The organism is Staphylococcus sp. LKG3-1 (assembly GCF_048568385.1).
GTDB classification, from domain to species: Bacteria; Bacillota; Bacilli; order Staphylococcales; family Staphylococcaceae; genus Staphylococcus; species Staphylococcus saprophyticus.
Genome location: NZ_CP183796.1, coordinates 858400 through 878283, shown reverse-complemented (window position 1 = coordinate 878283; position 19884 = coordinate 858400). Strand labels below are relative to the sequence as shown.

Annotated in this window: 20 protein-coding genes and 1 other annotated feature; of the genes, 16 read left to right on the top strand and 4 right to left on the bottom strand. The window is 33.3% G+C overall.

All coding sequences use genetic code 11. From position 1 onward, the window contains the following. The first annotated feature begins 51 nt into the window (after positions 1-51). Positions 52-453 carry a transcriptional regulator, SarA/Rot family gene (locus ACM595_RS04185; protein ID WP_002482982.1) on the top strand — a complete coding sequence of 134 codons (402 nt, stop codon included), beginning with the start codon at positions 52-54 and terminating at the stop codon, positions 451-453. Between the two features lie 119 nt (positions 454-572). Here ACM595_RS04185 and ACM595_RS04180 read toward each other — a convergent pair whose 3' ends face one another. Both ACM595_RS04180 and ACM595_RS04175 read right to left on the bottom strand, forming a co-directional pair. Beyond that, positions 573-1133: a tRNA (mnm(5)s(2)U34)-methyltransferase gene (locus tag ACM595_RS04180; RefSeq protein WP_011302854.1), complete on the bottom strand. Its 561-nt coding sequence runs from the start codon at positions 1131-1133 to the stop codon at positions 573-575. Further along, the gene (locus ACM595_RS04175) at positions 1130-2083 is read right to left on the bottom strand and encodes a TIGR01212 family radical SAM protein (RefSeq protein WP_002482984.1); all 954 of its coding nucleotides are present in this window, start codon (positions 2081-2083) and stop codon (positions 1130-1132) included. Before ACM595_RS04175 ends, ACM595_RS04180 begins: the two co-directional genes overlap by 4 nt. Positions 2084-2192: 109 nt before the next feature. On the opposite strand from ACM595_RS04175, the gene ACM595_RS04170 reads away from it, so the two are divergent. The 3 genes from ACM595_RS04170 to ACM595_RS04160 all read left to right on the top strand — a co-directional run bounded on the left by ACM595_RS04170 (position 2193) and on the right by ACM595_RS04160 (position 6635). Beyond that, positions 2193-3362 carry an MDR family MFS transporter gene (locus ACM595_RS04170; RefSeq protein WP_115352913.1) on the top strand — a complete coding sequence of 390 codons (1170 nt, stop codon included), beginning with the start codon at positions 2193-2195 and terminating at the stop codon, positions 3360-3362. 287 nt (positions 3363-3649) lie between these two features. Next, positions 3650-3840, top strand: a binding site (T-box leader). A gap of 50 nt (positions 3841-3890) precedes the next feature. Then, positions 3891-6305: a leucine--tRNA ligase gene (leuS, locus tag ACM595_RS04165; protein ID WP_002482986.1), complete on the top strand. Its 2415-nt coding sequence runs from the start codon at positions 3891-3893 to the stop codon at positions 6303-6305. Positions 6306-6323: 18 nt separating this feature from the next. Beyond that, a complete protein-coding gene (locus ACM595_RS04160; protein ID WP_002482987.1) occupies positions 6324-6635 on the top strand; it encodes a rhodanese-like domain-containing protein in 312 nt (103 codons plus the stop codon). 195 nt (positions 6636-6830) lie between these two features. Here ACM595_RS04160 and ACM595_RS04155 read toward each other — a convergent pair whose 3' ends face one another. Further along, a complete protein-coding gene (locus ACM595_RS04155) occupies positions 6831-8084 on the bottom strand; it encodes an NAD(P)/FAD-dependent oxidoreductase (RefSeq protein WP_115352914.1) in 1254 nt (417 codons plus the stop codon). 121 nt (positions 8085-8205) lie between these two features. On the opposite strand from ACM595_RS04155, the gene ACM595_RS04150 reads away from it, so the two are divergent. From ACM595_RS04150 to ACM595_RS04115, 8 genes are all read left to right on the top strand, one after another. Next, positions 8206-9843 (top strand): putative polysaccharide biosynthesis protein, encoded by a 1638-nt coding sequence (locus tag ACM595_RS04150; RefSeq protein WP_002482989.1) that lies wholly within the window; start codon positions 8206-8208, stop codon positions 9841-9843. Beyond that, positions 9840-10538: a pseudouridine synthase gene (locus tag ACM595_RS04145; protein ID WP_037538246.1), complete on the top strand. Its 699-nt coding sequence runs from the start codon at positions 9840-9842 to the stop codon at positions 10536-10538. The genes ACM595_RS04150 and ACM595_RS04145 overlap by 4 nt, the downstream gene beginning before the upstream one ends. An 18-nt stretch (positions 10539-10556) precedes the next feature. Then, positions 10557-10970, top strand: coding sequence for a YtxH domain-containing protein (locus ACM595_RS04140; protein WP_002482991.1), 414 nt, complete (start codon positions 10557-10559; stop codon positions 10968-10970). Between the two features lie 220 nt (positions 10971-11190). Further along, the gene (gene pepV, locus ACM595_RS04135) at positions 11191-12600 is read left to right on the top strand and encodes a dipeptidase PepV (RefSeq protein WP_002482992.1); all 1410 of its coding nucleotides are present in this window, start codon (positions 11191-11193) and stop codon (positions 12598-12600) included. A 2-nt stretch (positions 12601-12602) separates the two neighbouring features. Then, complete coding sequence (gene dat / locus ACM595_RS04130) at positions 12603-13448, top strand: D-amino-acid transaminase (protein WP_115352915.1); 846 nt, start codon at positions 12603-12605, stop codon at positions 13446-13448. A gap of 464 nt (positions 13449-13912) precedes the next feature. Further along, on the top strand, positions 13913-14704 hold the full coding sequence (locus ACM595_RS04125) for a phosphotransferase family protein (protein ID WP_041080027.1): 792 nt from the start codon (positions 13913-13915) through the stop codon (positions 14702-14704). Positions 14705-14716: 12 nt separating this feature from the next. Then, positions 14717-15352, top strand: coding sequence for a tRNA (guanosine(46)-N7)-methyltransferase TrmB (gene trmB, locus ACM595_RS04120; RefSeq protein WP_037538252.1), 636 nt, complete (start codon positions 14717-14719; stop codon positions 15350-15352). Between the two features lie 199 nt (positions 15353-15551). Then, a complete protein-coding gene (locus tag ACM595_RS04115) occupies positions 15552-16379 on the top strand; it encodes a YtnP family quorum-quenching lactonase (RefSeq protein ID WP_002482996.1) in 828 nt (275 codons plus the stop codon). Positions 16380-16467: 88 nt separating this feature from the next. Here ACM595_RS04115 and ACM595_RS04110 read toward each other — a convergent pair whose 3' ends face one another. After that, positions 16468-16785 (bottom strand): hypothetical protein, encoded by a 318-nt coding sequence (locus ACM595_RS04110; RefSeq protein WP_011302866.1) that lies wholly within the window; start codon positions 16783-16785, stop codon positions 16468-16470. A gap of 82 nt (positions 16786-16867) precedes the next feature. Here ACM595_RS04110 and ACM595_RS04105 point away from each other — a divergent pair, with 82 nt between their 5' ends. The 4 genes from ACM595_RS04105 (at position 16868) to ytpR (ending at position 19878) form a co-directional block, all read left to right on the top strand. Next, positions 16868-17944 (top strand): M42 family metallopeptidase, encoded by a 1077-nt coding sequence (locus ACM595_RS04105; protein WP_037538255.1) that lies wholly within the window; start codon positions 16868-16870, stop codon positions 17942-17944. A 17-nt stretch (positions 17945-17961) separates the two neighbouring features. Further along, on the top strand, positions 17962-18270 hold the full coding sequence (locus tag ACM595_RS04100) for a thioredoxin family protein (protein WP_041080025.1): 309 nt from the start codon (positions 17962-17964) through the stop codon (positions 18268-18270). A gap of 130 nt (positions 18271-18400) precedes the next feature. After that, positions 18401-19264, top strand: a complete 864-nt coding sequence (locus tag ACM595_RS04095) for a DUF1444 domain-containing protein (protein ID WP_041080024.1) — start codon at positions 18401-18403, stop codon at positions 19262-19264. 14 nt (positions 19265-19278) lie between these two features. Continuing rightward, the gene (ytpR, locus tag ACM595_RS04090; RefSeq protein WP_002483001.1) at positions 19279-19878 is read left to right on the top strand and encodes a YtpR family tRNA-binding protein; all 600 of its coding nucleotides are present in this window, start codon (positions 19279-19281) and stop codon (positions 19876-19878) included. Positions 19879-19884: the final 6 nt, after the last annotated feature.

Sequence of the window (19884 nt, the reverse complement as noted above, 5' to 3'; positions counted from 1 at the left end):
GAAATTAATTTTACATGTTTAAACTTTATACTATGATTGGGGGATTACACTATGGGGAAGACATTTACTGAAAAAGTGGATGGCGTTTTGCAATTAGAATCTGTGTTGAAAGATATCGAGGATATTTTTGACAAAGTTCAAAAGCAATATAAAATGTCAAAAGAAGAAATTTTAATCCTTTTGACACTTTGGAAAGAAGGGTCAATGACTTTAAAAGAAATGGATGACTTTGTTCATATTAAATCATACAAACGTACACGTACGTACAATGATTTAGTTGAAAAAGCGTGGATTATTAAAGAAAGACCACAAAACGACGAACGTACAGTTATTATCCATTTTAATGAAGATTTAAAAGATCAAAGGGAAAGTCTTTTAAACTTTTTTAAAGAAGAAATTGATTCTAACTCATCTACTATTCAAAACAGTCTTAAATCTATCTTAAATCTATAGGAATTATGAATTTTACAGTGTAATTTACACAAAAAAGCTGCCAACAAAGTTTAAATACTTTTATTGGCAGCTTTTTTTATTTTTAAAGCGTGTGCTTTAGGAAAACTAAATGATAGAATTTATCTTTTTTCTATCGCACAAATAAATGGTGGATTATTTTGTTGATTGATAAATTGATATTTTAGAATATGTGCTTTATTTTGATCGAATTGTTCCAAATAATCTAGAATAGCATCTCGCTCCAATTTGCCTTCATCATGGCCATGATAAATAACAAGAATAATGATGCCTTCTATGGATAAAATATTAAATATTGCATTTATGGCAGCAATTGTACTTTCGGCTTGTGTAACAATGGATTTATCTCCTTTTGGTAAATAACCTAAGTTAAAAATCGCTGCGTCAATTTTACCTTGTTGATAATTTGGAATATATGATTGGATATTTGCATGGCTATCTTGAACGATAGTGACATTGTTAAAATCATGAATCTTAAGTTGTGTCTGCTTAATAGCTTCATCTTGTATATCAAAAGCATAGACATTACCGTTTGGAACTTGTTGGGCAAGAAAATGTGTATCATTACCGTTACCGCATGTAGCATCGATCACGATACTGTCATCTGATACGTGTTGTTGAATTAATGTTCTAGCAAAAGGGAGAATGCGTTCAAGTTTCATGACTTAACTGTGCTTTCAAAATATTTTCCTTGGTATGAATCTCGGCGAGCAAGTTCATTATCAATTTCATTGAGAACTTCCCATTTGTTAACACTCCACATAGGACCTACCATTAAATCGATTGGACCATCACCGGTAATTCTATGAACGATCATTTCTTTTGGTATGATTTCTAACTGATCACACACTAATTTAGTGTATTCATCTTGTGACATAAATTCTAGCATGCCTTTATCATATTGCTTAACCATTGGCGTTCCTTTTAATAGGTGAAGTAAATGTATTTTTATACCTTGTACATCCATTTGAGCGACTTCTCGTGCAGTTTCCATCATCATATTATAATCTTCACCAGGTAAACCATTTATAATATGAGTACAAATGTTTATATTATGTTTGCGTAGTTTGGCAATACCTTCATAATAAGTTTTCATATCATGTGCGCGATTGATTAAATCAGATGTTTCTTGGTGTATTGTTTGAAGACCTAGTTCAACCCATAAGTAAGTACGTTCATTCAATTCTGCTAAATACTCGACTACATCATCAGGTAAACAGTCTGGACGTGTACCTATGGATAAACCAACTACACCAGGCTCTTTTAATGCAGTTTCATATTTTTCACGCAATACCTCTACGGGTGCATGTGTATTTGTAAAAGCTTGGAAGTAGGCGATGTATTGGCCATCGTGCCATTTTTCATGCATTCTATCTTTTATTTCTTTAAATTGTACATCGATTGGATCTACACGATTACCTGCAAAGTCACCGCTACCAGCTGCTGAACAAAATGTACAGCCACCATGTGCAACGGTACCATCTCTATTTGGACAATCAAATCCTCCATCAATTGCAACTTTAAATATTTTTTGTCCAAATTTATTTTTTAAATGATAATTCCATGTATGATATCTTTTATTCTCGAATGCGTAAGGGAAGAATTGTCCCATATAACATTTTCCTTTCTAAATTCATTCTAGTTAAAGATTTTAACATATTTTAATGATATAGTGTTTAAAGTAAAATAAGAAATTTTGATGTAGAAAGGAGCTTAATGTTATGAATATGCCTAAATCAGTGTGGTGGCTAGTAATTGGTATGGCATTTAATATCACAGGCTCAAGTTTCTTATGGCCATTAAATACAATTTATATGAATGAAGAATTAGATAAAAGTCTAACTATCGCCGGATTAGTACTAATGATCAATTCATTTGGCATGGTCATAGGTAACTTATTAGGGGGCATGCTTTTTGATAAATTAGGTGGTTATCTTACTATTATTATAGGAACAGTAATTTGTTTAATGAGTACAACACTGCTTAATTTTTTCCATGGTTGGCCATGGTATGCTGTATGGCTAGTAGCACTAGGATTTGGTGGCGGTATGATTGTTCCAGCAATTTATGCATTGGCTGGCGCCGTGTGGCCACAAGGTGGTCGTCAAACTTTTAATGCAATTTATTTGGCTCAAAATTTAGGTGTAGCCATTGGTGCTGCATCAGGTGGATTTGTAGCAGAATTAAGTTTTAATTATATTTTTATAGCGAACTTATTAATGTATGTCGCATTTGCAATTGTAGCCGTGACACAATTCAAAATTAATTTAGATGTTAAAGTGAAATCAACGGATGCAATGAGTCTTTTATCTAAAGCATATAGACCACAGTTTATAGCGCTAACGCTATTATGCGTTATGTTCAGTATTTGTTGGATTGCTTATATTCAATGGGAAAGTACGATAGCTTCGTTTACTCAAGAAATCAATATTTCAATGAGTCAGTACAGTCTGTTATGGACAGTTAACGGCATTATGATTTTAGTTGCGCAACCTTTAATCTTACCTGTCATTAGATTGTTAAAAGGAAACCTAAAATATCAAATGCTTGTTGGGATTGTCATCTTTATTCTCTCTTTCTTTGTGACAAGTTTTGCTGAACAATTTTCAATTTTCATGGTAGCTATGATTATACTTACTTTAGGAGAAATGTTTGTTTGGCCAGCCGTACCAACAATAGCGAATCAATTAGCGCCTAAAGGGAAAGAAGGTTCATTCCAAGGTTATGTTAATTCTGCTGCAACTGTGGGAAAAGCTTTTGGACCATTAATTGGCGGTGTTGTTGTAGATTCGTTTAATATGCAAGCTATGTTTTTAAGTATGATTGTATTATTACTTATTGCACTGGTATTCCTGTTAATATACGATAAAAAATTACCAAAAGATACGTAAGATATATGATGAGTCTGGGATATAAATAAATATCTTAGGCTCGTTTTCAATTGGCAGTCAATGTATCGTCAGCGCTTTGTACAGAAGTGTGCCTTTTGTATAAGCATGAACCTTAATTATCCTTGCGGGCGTGGGTCTATGAAATCACTGTGAAAAACGTTGGTCTCTGTCTCACTAATTTATATAATAATTTATTTTTTAGTTATACATGCTTATCATATGTAGTAAATAAGTATGTTTCCTGTTAAATCAGGTTTTACTCTTGAAATAAATAGTTATTTCAAATATTATTAGTAATGTATAGGAGTAGTAACTTTAAAACTTATCTACAGAGAACTAGGGTTGGTGGAACCTAGTGTTAAGTTAAAGTGAACTTACCAGGACTTAAAGATAATTTATGACATCTCTTACTATTAGTTAAAATGAGTGCACATTTAATGTGAATTTGGGTGGTACCGCGGCGAAAGTCGTCCCTTTGTAATTAAATAATAGTTTGGGGTGTTTTTTTATTGAATAGGAGGAAAAGTAGTGAATTACAGTCATAATGAAATTGAAAAGAAATGGCAGGACTATTGGGAAGCAAATAAAACTTTTAAAACGAGCGACAATTTAGGGCAAAAGAAATTTTATGCTTTAGATATGTTCCCTTATCCATCAGGAGCAGGCCTGCATGTTGGTCACCCAGAAGGGTATACTGCTACAGATATCATCTCTCGTTATAAACGTATGTTAGGTTATAACGTATTACACCCAATGGGTTGGGATGCATTTGGCTTACCAGCTGAACAATATGCATTAGATACAGGTAATGATCCACGAGAGTTCACTAAAGAAAATATTCAGACCTTTAAGCGTCAGATAAAAGAACTCGGTTTCAGTTATGACTGGGATAGAGAAGTGAATACGACAGATCCTGAATACTACAAATGGACACAATGGATTTTCATACAATTATATAATAAAGGTTTAGCTTATGTAGATGAAGTGGCTGTGAATTGGTGTCCAGCATTAGGTACGGTATTATCGAATGAAGAAGTTATTGATGGCGTATCAGAACGTGGCGGCCATCCTGTATATAGACGTCCAATGAAGCAATGGGTTCTTAAAATTACCGAATATGCAGACAGATTGTTAGAAGATTTAGATGAATTAGACTGGCCAGAGTCATTGAAAGATATGCAACGTAACTGGATTGGCCGTTCTGAAGGTGCATCAGTGGCATTTGATGTGAAAGATTATAATGAGCAAATTGAAGTATTTACTACTAGACCTGATACAATATACGGTGCGTCATTTTTAGTGCTTAGCCCAGAACACGAGCTTGTAGATTTGATTACTACGGAAGATAATAAAGATGATGTAGAAGCTTATCAAAAAGAAGCGGCTAAGAAATCTGATTTAGAACGTACTGGCTTATCAAAAGAAAAGTCTGGTGTATTCACTGGTGCATATGCTGTTAATCCATTATCAGGGCAACAAGTACCAATATGGATTGCAGATTATGTACTATCCACTTACGGTACTGGTGCGGTCATGGCTGTACCTAGTGGTGATCAGCGTGATTATGAATTCGCTAAAACATTTGACTTACCAATTATAGAAGTCATCGAAGGCGGAGATATGAGCAAGGAAGCCTACACTGGCGACGGACCGCATATTAATTCTGGTGAACTAAACGGATTATACAATGAAGCAGCTATAGAAAAAGCGATTGAATTGTTAGAAAATAAAAATGCCGGTACGCGTAAAGTAAACTACAAACTTAGAGATTGGTTGTTCAGTAGACAAAGATATTGGGGCGAACCTATTCCAGTTATTCACTGGGAAGATGGCTCAATGACGACAGTACCTGAAGATGAACTACCATTACTTTTACCAGAAACTGATGAAATAAAACCGTCAGGGACAGGTGAATCACCGTTAGCGAATATTGATGAATTTGTAAACGTTGTCGATGAAGCCACAGGTATGAAAGGCCGCCGTGAAACAAATACGATGCCACAATGGGCAGGTAGCTGTTGGTATTATCTAAGATATATTGATCCAGACAATGAGCAAATGTTAGCAGATCCTGAAAAATTAAAACATTGGTTGCCTGTAGATTTGTATATTGGTGGCGTAGAACATGCTGTATTACATTTATTGTATGCACGATTTTGGCACAAAGTATTATTTGATTTAGGTGTGGTACCAACAAAAGAACCATTCCAAAGGTTATTCAACCAAGGTATGATTTTGGGTGAAGGTAACGAAAAAATGAGTAAATCTAAAGGTAATGTAATTAATCCAGATGATATTGTAAAATCTCATGGTGCGGATACGTTACGTTTATATGAGATGTTTATGGGACCGCTTGATGCCGCTATCGCTTGGAGCGAAAATGGTTTAGATGGTTCGAGACGTTTCTTAGATAGGATTTGGCGTTTATTAATTACAGAAGATGGTTCAATTTCTAATAAAGTGGTAAACAATCATAGTAAGGCTTTAGATAAGAGTTATCACCAAACAGTGAAAAAAGTTACAGAAGATTACAATTCGCTTAACTTTAACACAGCGATTAGTCAACTTATGGTATTTATTAATGATTGTTATAAAGCGGAAGAAATTTATAAACCATATATCGAAGGCTTTATTAAAATGCTAGCGCCGATTGCACCTCATATATCTGAAGAATTGTGGTCACGTTTAGGCCATGATGAAACAATCACTTATCAACCATGGCCATCCTACGATGACGCGTTACTTGTTGATGACGAAATTGAGATTGTCGTACAAGTAAATGGTAAAGTGCGTGCTAAAATTAATGTATCGAAAGATATTGCGAAAGAAGAAATGGAGCAAATCGCACTAGATAATGAACATGTTAAATCTGAAATAGAAGGTAAAGATATTAAAAAAGTTATTGCAGTTCCTAAAAAACTTGTTAATATCGTTGCTAAATAAACACAGGAGGAATTAATTATGGAATCTATCACAGTAACTGAACTAAAAGAGAAAATTTTGGATGCAAACCCAGTTAACATTGTGGACGTTAGAACTGATCAAGAAACAGCGATGGGTATCATTCCAGGTGCTGAAACCATTCCAATGAATAGTATTCCAGATAATCTAAACTATTTTAATGATAATGAAACGTATTATATTATCTGTAAAGCCGGTGGCAGAAGTGCGCAAGTCGTTCAATACCTTGAACAAAATGGCGTGAATGCAGTGAATGTTGAAGGTGGTATGGATGAATTTGGTGATGAAGGTTTAGATATTAAAAGTATTTAATTATAAAATAAGTAGTTAATTAAAAGCCGAGACATAAGCATATGTCTCGGCTTTCTTAAGGTAATCAACAGTTTATTTATAATGCTTTATTTGTCCATATAGTAATGGCTTTACAGTGAATGATGCACTGCTACTTTATCAAATATTAATGAAACTATTGGATTTCAATGTTATCTTTTACTATATATAATCAATTTAGAAAAGGCTTGCATTAGTGCCAGCTACATGACCTGTGACAAGGGCGCTTGTGATATTATATCCACCTGTATAACCGTGGATATCCAGTACTTCACCACATAAAAACAAACCAGGTACAAACTTAGACATCATTGTTTTGGGTTGTATTTCTTTTAATGAAACACCACCTCCTGTAACGAAGGCTTTTTCAATAGAAAGTGTGCCGTTAACCGTAAAGGTAAATCCTTTTAATAATTCTACAAGTTGATTAATTTGTGCGTTGGCAATATGGTGCGCTGTTAAATCATCTGAGATATGGGCTTGCTCAATTAAAAATAACAAATAGCGCTCTTCAATTAAGCCATGCAAACTATTTTTAACAAATTTATCAGGTGTTTCTTCTAACAAACGTCTAATCTTTTGTTCGAGTTCATTTTTGGTAAGTTCAGGAAAGGCATCCAGTTGCATTTGAATATCTTGTTTTTTTTGATTCTTTTGTTCTTTATATACAAATTGACTACACCTTAGTGCAGCGGGTCCACTAATTCCAAAGTGAGTGAATAACATATCCATTTGATGTGTGATTCGTGTTTTACCATTCTTTTTTAAAACGGATAGCGCAACATTTTTTAAACTCAAACCTTTGAGACGTTTGTTTTTGATAAATGTTTCAGAAGAAATGATGGGTACTTCAGTTGGAAATAATTCAGTAATGGAATGTCCCAAGTGTTCGGCAAATTTATAACCATCACCTGTTGAACCAGTTTGAGGGACGCTTGTGCCACCGGTGGCAATAATTAAACTATTGCTTGAAAATTGTTGCTGATCATTTAATGTTACGGTGAAAGTATGTTGGTCCGTGTATTCAATTGATGATACAGTGGATTCTTCTTTTATTTCTACGTTATTCTGTTGCAAAGTATTGATGAGTGCGTCAACAACATCTTGTGCTTTATTAGAGACGGGGAACATACGACCGTGGTCTTCTTCCTTTAAAAGAACGCCTCTAGATTCGAAAAAATGGATGATAGATTCATTATCAAAAACAGAAAAAGGGCTATATAAAAATTTCCCATTACCAGGTATATTTTTGATGATTTCATCATAAGGTAAGCGATTTGTTACGTTGCAACGTCCGCCTCCAGAAATTTTCAATTTACGACCGAGTCCTTTTTTCTTTTCAATTAATAAAATATTATGATTATTGAGACTTGCCGCAGCAGCTGCCATTAGCCCGCTAGGACCGCCACCGATTATAATTGTTTGATACATTTTATTGCCTCCCATAAGCGTATAGTGTTATTTTATAGTAATATAGTTTTGAAAAAAAGTAGCTATCACGTTATTATTAAGATTACGAGTGTAAAATTTAATTTGAGATAGGAAGATCTGAATGAGTGAAAGTAAAGAGTTAGTGAGAGGGACCTTTTTAATTACGCTAAGTATTTTAATTACTAAAGTATTAGGTGTAATTTACATTATTCCATTCTACGCCATAATTGGTGGAGAAGAAAATCTGGCGCCTTTCAACTACGCGTATACCCCATATAATATTGCCATTGCCATCGCAACAGCAGGTGTGCCATTGGCAGCATCAAAATATGTTTCGAAATACAATGCGTTAGGCGCATATAAAATTAGTGAAAAACTATATAAATCTAGTTTTATTGTTATGACCATAACAGGATTTATTGGATTTTTAGTATTATATTTATTAGCTCCAAGCATAGCTGGTATTACATTAGCCAATAAAGGTCATGTAGATGGTGGCTGGACTGTTGATGATATTACTTGGATTATAAGAATTATTAGTATCGTGGTCATTTTTATTCCATTATTAGCGACGTGGCGTGGTGTATTCCAAGGTTATAAATCTATGGGGCCAACTGCGGTATCAGAAGTCATAGAACAAATTGCACGTATTTTATTCATTTTAATAGGAAGCTATTTAGTGCTTAATGTGTTTAATGGTAGTGTACTTGTAGCGAATGGTGTTGCGACGTTTGCAGCGGCAATCGGTGCAATCGCAGCAATCATCGTCTTATGGTATTACTGGAGAAAAAGAAAGAGCAACATAGAACGCATGGTTGCAACGGATCATACAGGTATGGATGTCTCATATGGCAAGATGTATAAAGAGATTATTTCATATAGTATTCCTTTCGTTATTGTAAGTTTGAACTTCCCGCTGTTTAATTTAGTCGATCAGTTTACACATAACACTGCGTTGAATTTAGCAGGTGTACCAAGCAATTTGCATGATTACTTTTTCTCAATTCTGAATATGACAACTAACAAAATTGTGATGATTCCGACATCTTTATCAGCGGGTTTTGCTGTGAGTTTGATTCCATTCATTACAAAGACTTATGCATCAGGCCAGTTACATGAAATGCACAGACAAATACGCACATCTTTAGGTGTATTAATGTACATAACAGTGCCAGCCAGTTTAGGTATTATGGCATTGGCCTTACCTCTGTATACAGTTTTCTATAGTTATAATATTGACGGTAGCCATTTATTATTTTATTATGCACCCGTTGCAATATTAATCGCGTTATTAAGTGTGACAGCGTCAATGTTACAAGGTATAGATAAACAAAAATTAACAGTATTTGTCATTTTAGCAGCAGTAGTAATAAAAATTATTTTAAACACGCCGCTTATAGTTACTTTCCATACGGCAGGCGCAATTTTAAGTACGGCAATCGCGTTATTATTTGCAGTTTTATGTAATTTTTATATTCTTAAAAAGTATGCGAAATTTAACTTTTCTGAGACTTGGTTACACTTTGGAAAAATATTTATGTATGGATTTATTATGATGATTGGGGTTGAATTGACATTCTTCATATTACAAATGTTTATTTCTCCAGAACATAAAATAGGTTCTCTAATTATTCTTGTTATAAGTGTTGTGGTAGGTATGCTGATTTATGGTAGCATGACAATGAAAACAAGACTTGCTGATCAATTCTTAGGTGAAATTCCAAATAAAATCAGACGCAAATTAGGTATTATTAAATGAGATTAGATAAATTTTTATCAAATATGGGTGTTGGCACTCGAACAGAAGTAAAACAACGCTTAAAAAAGAAGCAAGTCACAATTGATGATAAGGTAGAAACGTCACCTAAGAAGCAAATCAATCCAGAACTAGAAATAGTGAAAGTCAATGACCAAAAGATAGACTTTGTTAACAAAGTCTATCTCATGCTTAATAAACCTAAGGACTATATATCAGCTACAACAGATGAACAGCACAAGACAGTGCTCGATTTAATAGAGGGCTATAGATACTTAGATTTGTTTCCAGTCGGCCGATTAGATAAAGATACAGAAGGACTTTTATTGATTACCAATGATGGACAATTTAATCACGAATTAATGAGTCCTGGTAAACATGTCGCTAAAACTTATGAAGTGATTTCTCAAAAAAACATTACAAAAAATGATATAAATGCATTTAAAGTGGGTATTGAATTAAATGAGGGATTGGCGAAACCTGCAAAATTAGTCCAAGGTGATGAATTAAACAAATCGTTTGTCACAATATATGAAGGACGTTACCATCAAGTGAAGCGAATGTTTCATGCTATAGATAATGAAGTCTTAGCTTTGAAACGTATTCGTATTGGCGACTTACAACTTGATTCAACATTAGCATCAGGAGAATATCGTCATTTAACTCAGCAAGATTTTAAACTATTAGGATTAAAATAAAGAAGAGGTGTAAATATTATGTCAAAATTATTTAAAGCAATCGTAGGCATAGGGGGAGCAGCTGTAGCAGTAGTGCTTTCCAAAAAAGAAAATAGAGATAAATTAAAAGATGAGTACAGTAAATACAAATCTAATCCAGAATCATACAAACAAAATGCAAAAGATATCGCTAATCAAATCAGTTCAAAAGCTGGCGAAACATATAATGAAGTAAAACAGGATCCTAAAGGTTATGCTTCAAAAGTAAAACAAGATCCTAAAGGTTTCATTAATGAACAAAAAGATCGTTTCTCTAATGTGTCTGAACAAGAAGAAGAGCACGTTGAAGAAGCAAGATTTACAGATGAAGGTGCAGCCAATCCTTCAAACAATTTACGAGTTGTAACTGAAGAAGAGTTAAAAAATAATAGCAATAAACATGACGGTAAGTAATACGTTGTCATGATTTTATATCAAACCTAGTTCGCAATTGGAACTAGGTTTTTTTATATTAATACAGTTTATATATATAGTAAAAGTAAGCGGTTTAACTGTTTTATTATAAAGCATAACAGTTGATTTTTTTGTTTTATGATTACATCTCACTGTAGTTTCTCTACGACTTCATGTAAAATATTAAATATATAAGTTATAAGAAGGAAGTTGATTGTATATGTGGAGAGACAAAGTAAAAGAATATGAGGATTTCATACTAGAAGATTTGAAAGGTTTACTTTCAATTGAAAGTGTAAGAGAAGACGATAAAGCTTCTGCTGAAAATCCAGTAGGACCTGGACCTAGACAAGCTTTAGATTACATGTATAAAATCGCAGAACGTGACGGCTTTGGCACACATGATGTTGATCATATCGCGGGACGTATTGAAGCGGGTAAAGGCGATGATGTATTTGGTATTTTATGCCATGTGGATGTTGTACCTGCAGGCGATGGATGGGATTCAGATCCGTTTAATCCAGTAGTAACTGATGATAAAATTATTGCTCGTGGTACGTTAGATGATAAAGGGCCGACCATTGCTGCTTATTATGCAGTTAAAATTTTAAATGAAATGAATGTAAACTGGAAGAAACGTATACATATTATTATTGGTACAGATGAAGAGTCTGATTGGAAATGTACTGAGCGTTATTTCCAATCAGAAGAAATGCCTGAATTAGGGTTCGCTCCAGATGCTGAATTTCCTGCTATTCATGGTGAAAAAGGAATAAGCACGTTTGATGTAATTCAAAATGAAAAAGCAGATGATCAAGATGAGCCTGAATATGAATTGCGTTCATTTGTATCAGGACAAAGATATAACATGGTGCCTGATGAAGCGATTGCCAATGTAGTTGTTAAAGAAAATATGACAGATGTTATCCAAAATTTTGAACAATACTTAAACGAGCATGACGTTGAAGGTGAAAGTGTTGTAGATAGCGGTGTCTTGGTGCTTAAAGTACAAGGTAAAGCGGTTCATGGGATGGATCCATCTATAGGCGTCAATGCAGGATTATATTTACTTAATTTCCTTGCAACATTAAATTTAGATAAAACTGCTGCAAATTTCGTAGCGTTTAGCGAACGATACTTGTTTGAGTCACATTTTGGAGAAAAAATGGGAATGAAATTCCACACAGATGTTATGGGCGACGTGACTACTAATGTTGGAATTATCACTTATGATAATCAAGATGGTGGCAAATTCGGCATTAATTTAAGATATCCAGAAGGTTTTGAATTTGAAGAATCGTTAACAAGATTCAAGGGAGAAATTCAATCACTAGGATTTTCAATTGAGTTAGGTAAAAATCAAACGCCACATTATGTAGAAAAAGACGACCCATTCGTACAAAGCTTAGTACAAGCCTACCGTAACCAAACTGGTGATGATACAGAACCGTATACGATTGGTGGCGGTACTTATGCACGAAATTTAGATAAAGGTGTTGCATTTGGTGCGATGTTTAGTGATTCTGAAGATTTAATGCATCAAAAAAATGAATATATAACTAAAAAACAATTATTCAATGCGACAAGTATCTATTTAGAATCATTATATAAATTGTGTGTGGAGGAATAAATATGACAAAAGTATTAATAAATGAAAAACTCGTTGATGAACAAGATGCAAATGTGCCTTATAATGATAGAGGTTATGTATTTGGCGACGGTATTTATGAATATATTAGAGTATATGATAATAGTGTATTTACTGCTAAGGAACATTTTGAAAGACTTTTACGTAGTGCAAAAGAAATTGGTCTTGAATTAAAATATAGCGTTGAGGAACTTACAGAATTAATACAGGAGTTATTATCAACAAATGGTGTGATTAATGGTGGTGTCTACATTCAAGTTACACGTGGTGCCGCACCGCGTGATCATGCCTTTCCATCACCTTCTGTTGAAACCAATATTATGGCTTTCACTAAATCATATGATCGTCCTTACAAATCATTAGAAGAAGGTATTAATGCGATCACTACTGAAGATATTCGTTGGTTAAGATGCGATATTAAGAGTTTAAACTTGTTGGGTAATGTATTAGCTAAAGAATATGCAGTTAAATATAATGCTCAAGAAGCAATACAACATCGTGGTGATATTGTCACAGAAGGTTCTTCTAGTAATGTGTATGCAATCAAAGATGGTGAAATCTATACACATCCTGTAAATAATTATATTTTAAATGGTATTACGCGTATGGTAATTAAATCTGTTGCTGAAGATAAAGGGATACCTTTTAATGAAGAAACGTTTACATTAGACTTTTTGAAAAGTGCGGATGAAATCATTGTATCAAGTACTTCAATTGAGGTTATGCCAGTTGTTAAATTAAACGGTGAAAATGTCGGTGATGGTCAAGTTGGCTCGATAACAAAATCATTGCAAGAAGGATTTAACAGATACATTGATACACATAGTTAATATTTTCAATAAATAGATAGAAAATATAACAAAAATTCATATTAAATTATGTTATAATGCTAACTGAGCCGTTTGAAAGAAACTAATAGAAATAAGAAAGTAAAAAGTGACTTTTTGTTTCTCATTATTGGTTGAAATTCATACCCAAACATTATAAAATCTTTTATGAGTCTTGAAATTGAACGAGAAAAATTTCTTGAAAAAAGATAGAGAAATATTAAAAAATATGCTCTGTTTGGGTTTCTTTTATGGTATGCTATAAAAGTTACTATAATTTGAAAATCAGTTATTTATAATTTTAAAAATTAACTTGAGCCACATGGGACATTATGCTAGTCATAACACTTGAGACAGCATAAATTATGGTTGAAGTTTAAAAAAATTTGCTATAGAAAATGATTATATATGGCTCTCGAAAAATGTTTTTCAGGAGCCATTTTCTAATTGAAAGTGAGGTGAACGTGTTGGAGCAGTTTTATCAATTGGGATGGACGCTTGACTCAGCAGGCGGTGCATCGGGTGAGGCGTACATGGCCGAACAGGATGGACAAAAATTATTCTTAAAAAGAAATTCAAATCCATTTATAGCTGCATTATCAGCTGAAGGTATTGTGCCTAAACTTGTATGGACGAAACGCATTGAAACTGGCGAAGTTGTAACAGCACAACATTGGAAAAATGGTAGAGAACTTACTTTCAATGAAATGCATGAACAACGTGTAGCGAATTTATTGAAAAAAATTCATAGTTCGAAGACATTATTAAACATGCTAAAACGTATGGAAATGGAACCTATCACGCCAGATATTTTATTAAATAAAATAAATGCTTCGTTATCAAGAGATGTACTGACACATCACGTGGTTAGAAAAGCTTTAACGTATTTGGAAGATCACATGCCTAACTTAGATCCTCGTTTCTTTACAGTTGTTCATGGTGATGTTAACCATAATAATTGGTTGTTATCAGATCATGATGAGCTATATCTCGTTGATTGGGAAGGTGCAATGATTGCTGATCCCGCAATTGATTTAGGTATGCTGCTGTACAATTACGTTCCAGAAAATAAATGGCCAGAGTGGTTAAACTTGTATGGTACAAAAGATTCAATGGATTTACAAAAACGTATGAAGTGGTATACCGTTGTACAATCTATCGGTATGGTTCAATGGTATGAAGAACAAAAACGTTACAAAGATATGAATATGTGGCTAACTTTTTTAAATCAAGTGATGAATAATAATGCTTTTATATAAGGAGTTATCAAAATGAGAATGCGCTATAAGCCTTGGGCAGAGGACTACTTAAAAAAAGAACCGAATATAGTTGATATCGATGGTAGTCATGCAGGGCGAATCAGTGAATGGTTTGATAATGATCAACCGATTTATATTGAAGTAGGATCAGGTATGGGTCAATTCATAACTACGCTTGCAGCAAAACATCCCGAAATAAACTTTATCTCTATGGAAAGAGAGAAAAGTGTTATGATAAAAGTCTTAGATAAAGTTATTGAACAAGGCTTAACAAATATCAAGTTAATTTGTAATGATGCAATTGAACTTAATGATTATTTCAAAGATGGAGAAGTATCAAGATTATACCTTAATTTCTCAGATCCATGGCCTAAAAAAAGACATACTAAACGTCGTTTGACATATCAAACATACCTAGCATTGTATAAACAAGTTTTAAAAGATGATGGTGAAATCCATTTTAAAACAGACAATCGTGGTCTGTTTGCATATAGTTTAGAAAGTATGTCTCAATTTGGTATGTATTTTACAAAAATCAACCTGAATTTGCATGAAGAAGATGATGAAGAGAATATTGAGACTGAATACGAAAGAAAATTTTCTGATAAAGGTTCAAGAATTTATCGTATGGAAGCTAAGTTTCATTAAATATAATTACGCACTCAATTGATAGGACATAGGTTCTATCAATTTTTTTATGTCCAAATTAAGATTTTTATAATTTAATGTAAATAGAGTTGTGCTAATTTAAATGTATTTATGTCCATTATTTTACCTAGAACATTGTTTGTATTACTATTAATGTTCAGTAGTTATTGTGTTTATATTTTACGAGGAGGATAAGTAGATGAAATTAGGGGATTTTCGTATACATTATTTAAATGGTGGTATCACTCACATTGATGGTGGCGCAATGTTTGGCGTGGTGCCTAAGGCGTTATGGACTAAAAAATATGAAGTGAATGATAAGAATCAAATTCCATTACCAACGCATCCAATATTAATACAATCGAACGATTATAATATTATCATTGATACAGGTATAGGTTCAGGAAAATTAACAGATAAAGAACGTAGAAATTTTGGAGCTCATTATGAAAGCCAAATTAGTGAAGACTTAAAGGCTTTAGATTTAACGACTGCAGATATTGATTATGTATTAATGACACATTTACATTTCGATCATGCTGCTGGATTAACAGATAATGAGGGTAATTCAATTTTTAATAAAGCAATCCATGTGATTCAACAAGATGAATGGCATGAATTTCAAAGCCCTAATATACGCAGTAAATCAACATATTGGCCAAAGAATAATGGAGATTTTAAAAAACGATTACTATTGTTTGAAAATGAAATCGAAATAGTGCCAGGTATTAAAATGATTCATACGGGCGGTCATAGTTTTGGTCATGCAATCATTACAATTGAAAGTCAGAATGAAAAAGCGGTGCATATGGGTGATATTTTTCCAACAACTGCACATAGAAATCCATTATGGGTCACAGCTTATGATGATTACCCTATGCAATCAATTAGAGAAAAAGAACGTTTAGTACCGTATTATATTCATCAAAATTATTGGTTTTTATATTATCATGATGTAAATTATTTTGCGGTGAAATTTGATAAGCAAAATATAACTGAATTTGATACATTTATTTCTAGGAATTAAAAAGGTTAAAGCTAAGCGGCACATGAATAAGAAGATATTCTGAGTTAGAATATGTTTGTCATCGTGTCGCTATGGCTTTAACCTTCTATCATTTGCATTCAATGATATCTAATATTTCACCTGTTTTGGCATCAGCATAAAAGTCATAATATGTAAGTGTGTTATGGTTTCGTGTCGTAATGCCACCTTGAAAAGCAATGATTTTTGAATCGGATTTTGTATACGTCATCGGCACTTTTAATATATATGATCCTATAACATTCATAAAATAAGTTTTTACTTCTTTAGTGATTTTTTCAGGATCTCGATATTGGATATGTTTTCGACGTTTATAAAAATAAATTGATCCTGCAATTGTAGTTAGGAAAAATAATAAGAGGATGAACCAATTTTTTTTATTTAACATAACATAATCTACCCCCAATAAAGTCATATTTATAGTTTACCATAATGAAGATGATATAATAAATATTAAGGAGTGAGAGACGTTGAACATAGATAAAAGTAAAACATTGAATAGAATGAAAACATTAACAGAATTACATGGTGTAGCAGGTTTTGAAGAAAATGTAAAATCATATTTGAAAGCAGAAATGGAACCATTTGTGGATGAATTTGTTTATAATCGTATGGGCGGATTTTACGGTGTTAAACGTTCGAAATCAAGTAATCCAAAACGAATCATGGTTGCTGCACATATGGATGAAATTGGTTTCATGGTCACAAATATCACGTCAAATGGTATGCTACAATTTACTAATTTAGGTGGCGTTGCAAACGATATATGGCAAGGCCAAAGGCTAAAAGTTAGAACGCGAAATAATGATGAGATTACAGGTATTGTAGCTAATATTCCGAAACATTTTAGAACTGGAAATGAAGGAGCACCTAAAATAGAAGATTTATTATTGGATATTGGTGCAGAAAATGCTGAAGATGTATCGGCACGTGGTATTGCTATTGGTGATACGATTGCACCTGATACGCCTTTTACACAGTTATCAGAGCATCGATTTGCCAGTAAAGCCTGGGATAACCGTTATGGTTGTTTAATTGGTATTGAGCTACTGGAATTATTAAAAAATACTGAATTGGACTTTGATTTATATGTCGGTGCAAATGTGCAAGAAGAAGTAGGATTAAGAGGAGCAAGTGCAGCGGCAGAGTTAATCGATCCTGATGTAGCATTTGTTGTAGATTGTTCGCCTGCGAATGATATGAAAGGTAAGCAAAATTTATCAGGGGAATTAGCTGGAGGTACATTAATCAGAATTAAAGATGGTACAATGTTACTTCGACCAACCTTTAGAGATTATTTGCTTGATTTAGCGAAGCAGTATGATATTAAACATCAATACTATATTTCTCCAGGTGGTACGGATGGTGGAGAAATACACAAGGCAAAATTAGGTATCCCAACCGCTGTGATAGGTGTGTGCGCACGATATATTCATAGTACAAACGCAGTGTTTGATATTAGAGATTATGAAGCTGCCAGAAGCCTGTTAGAACAATCAGTTAGACATTTAAATGAAGACCAAATAAAAATATTACAATATAAATAATAATTAGGAGTGGTATTATGCAACAATTAGAAAGTGAGCAGCAATTTGAAAATCTGAAAAATGAACAAACAGTGTTTTTATTTACAGCAGATTGGTGCCCAGATTGTAAAGTTATAGAACCAGATTTACCTCAATTAGAAGCAAAATATACTAATTATAAATTTATTTCAGTTGATAGAGACAAATTTATTGATATATGCATTAATTATGACATTATGGGTATACCTAGTTTTCTAGTATTCCGTGACGGGAATCAAATTGGCAGTTATATTGGAAAAGAACGAAAATCCAAAGAACAAATAGACCAATTTTTAGCGTCTTTGTAGGTGGCATTAATTTAGGATTAAATTAAAGTTAAATTATAAAAATATATACCCTTAGAGCGCACATTTTTTCTGTTCCTAAGGGTATATTTATTGTAAACTATAGTAAGGCACGTAAATAGGAGTGTTAATAATGAATGTCTTTCAAATGAGAGATAAATTAAAAGATAGATTGAATCATCTTGATGTGAAATTTAGTTTTAATCGAGAAGATGAAACACTACGTATCTCAAGAATAGATAATGGTAAAGGCGTTACCGTTAAAATTAATCCAATAGTAGCTAAATATAAATCTCAAAAAGAAAAAATAGTCGATGAAATTGTGTATTATGTTGAAGAAGCAGTCGAGCAAATGAAAGGGGAGGCATTGGAAAATACGGATTATATCCAAATTATGCCGGTTTTAAGATCTCCTAGCTTTGATAAAAAAGACAAAAATGGTAATTCATTTGTAATCGATGCACATACAGCAGAAACAAACATTTATTATGCAGTTGATTTAGGTAAGTCATATCGTCTAATTGATGAAGCGATGTTAGAAGAATTAAAGCTAACAAAGCAACAATTAAAAGAAATGGCGCTATTTAATGTGCGCAAATTAGAAAATAAGTATACAACTGACGAAGTTAAAGGTAATATTTTTTACTTTGTGAATTCAAATGATGGTTATGATGCAAGTAGAATTTTAAATACGTCATTTTTAAATGAAATACAAGCACAATGTGAAGGTGAAATGTTAGTAGCGGTACCTCATCAAGATGTGCTTATCATTGCAGATATCCGCAATAAGACGGGTTACGATGTGATGGCGCATTTAACTATGGAGTTTTTCACTAAAGGATTAGTGCCAATAACATCATTATCTTTAGGTTATGATAAAGGGCATTTTGAACCAATCTTTATTTTAGGTAAAAATAATAAACAAAAAAGAGATCCTAATGTGATTCAAAGATTGGAAGCTACACGAAAACAATATGAAAATAAAGATAAGAAATAAGGAGTAATGAAGTTATGAATTTATTTTATAATAAAGAAGCTGTTGGCGATGTTGCATTTTTACAAATTAATCCTACAGAAGGTGAATATAACTACGTCACTCAAGGGGATGTAGTTGAAATACAGAATGACGGAGAAGTCGTTGGTTACAATATCTTTAATGCATCAAACAAAGCAACACTAACAGGTAATGGACATATTAAGTTGACTGAAACATTAGTTCAAGCGTTTCAAAAAGCAATTGAAGCTGCTGGATTTACTTATAAATTAGACGCAGACTTTACTCCTAAATTTGTAGTGGGCTATGTTGAAACAAAAGACAAGCATCCAGATGCAGATAAATTAAGTGTTCTAAGTGTTGATGTTGCAACTGAAAAACTACAAATTGTTTGCGGGGCACCGAATGTTGAAGCTGGACAAAAAGTGGTGGTAGCAAAAGTTGGTGCAGTTATGCCAAGTGGTATGGTTATTAAAGATGCAGAACTTAGAGGCGTTGCATCAAGTGGTATGATTTGTTCGATGAAAGAGTTAGGATTACCAAATGCACCACAAGAAAAAGGTATTATGGTTCTAAGTGATGATTACACTGTAGGGCAATCATTTTTTGAAGTATAAAAAGGA

Bases quoted from the DNA above. Each gene is read 5' to 3' on its own strand.
- ACM595_RS04185 (WP_002482982.1), top strand. From the start codon at position 52: ATGGGGAAGACATTTACTGAAAAAGTGGATGGCGTTTTGCAATTAGAA.
- ACM595_RS04180 (WP_011302854.1), bottom strand. From the start codon at position 1,133: ATGAAACTTGAACGCATTCTCCCTTTTGCTAGAACATTAATTCAACAA.
- ACM595_RS04175 (WP_002482984.1), bottom strand. From the start codon at position 2,083: ATGGGACAATTCTTCCCTTACGCATTCGAGAATAAAAGATATCATACA.
- ACM595_RS04170 (WP_115352913.1), top strand. From the start codon at position 2,193: ATGAATATGCCTAAATCAGTGTGGTGGCTAGTAATTGGTATGGCATTT.
- ACM595_RS04160 (WP_002482987.1), top strand. From the start codon at position 6,324: ATGGAATCTATCACAGTAACTGAACTAAAAGAGAAAATTTTGGATGCA.
- ACM595_RS04155 (WP_115352914.1), bottom strand. From the start codon at position 8,084: ATGTATCAAACAATTATAATCGGTGGCGGTCCTAGCGGGCTAATGGCA.
- ACM595_RS04150 (WP_002482989.1), top strand. From the start codon at position 8,206: ATGAGTGAAAGTAAAGAGTTAGTGAGAGGGACCTTTTTAATTACGCTA.
- ACM595_RS04145 (WP_037538246.1), top strand. From the start codon at position 9,840: ATGAGATTAGATAAATTTTTATCAAATATGGGTGTTGGCACTCGAACA.
- ACM595_RS04140 (WP_002482991.1), top strand. From the start codon at position 10,557: ATGTCAAAATTATTTAAAGCAATCGTAGGCATAGGGGGAGCAGCTGTA.
- pepV (WP_002482992.1), top strand. From the start codon at position 11,191: ATGTGGAGAGACAAAGTAAAAGAATATGAGGATTTCATACTAGAAGAT.
- dat (WP_115352915.1), top strand. From the start codon at position 12,603: ATGACAAAAGTATTAATAAATGAAAAACTCGTTGATGAACAAGATGCA.
- trmB (WP_037538252.1), top strand. From the start codon at position 14,717: ATGAGAATGCGCTATAAGCCTTGGGCAGAGGACTACTTAAAAAAAGAA.
- ACM595_RS04115 (WP_002482996.1), top strand. From the start codon at position 15,552: ATGAAATTAGGGGATTTTCGTATACATTATTTAAATGGTGGTATCACT.
- ACM595_RS04110 (WP_011302866.1), bottom strand. From the start codon at position 16,785: ATGTTAAATAAAAAAAATTGGTTCATCCTCTTATTATTTTTCCTAACT.
- ACM595_RS04100 (WP_041080025.1), top strand. From the start codon at position 17,962: ATGCAACAATTAGAAAGTGAGCAGCAATTTGAAAATCTGAAAAATGAA.
- ACM595_RS04095 (WP_041080024.1), top strand. From the start codon at position 18,401: ATGAATGTCTTTCAAATGAGAGATAAATTAAAAGATAGATTGAATCAT.
- ytpR (WP_002483001.1), top strand. From the start codon at position 19,279: ATGAATTTATTTTATAATAAAGAAGCTGTTGGCGATGTTGCATTTTTA.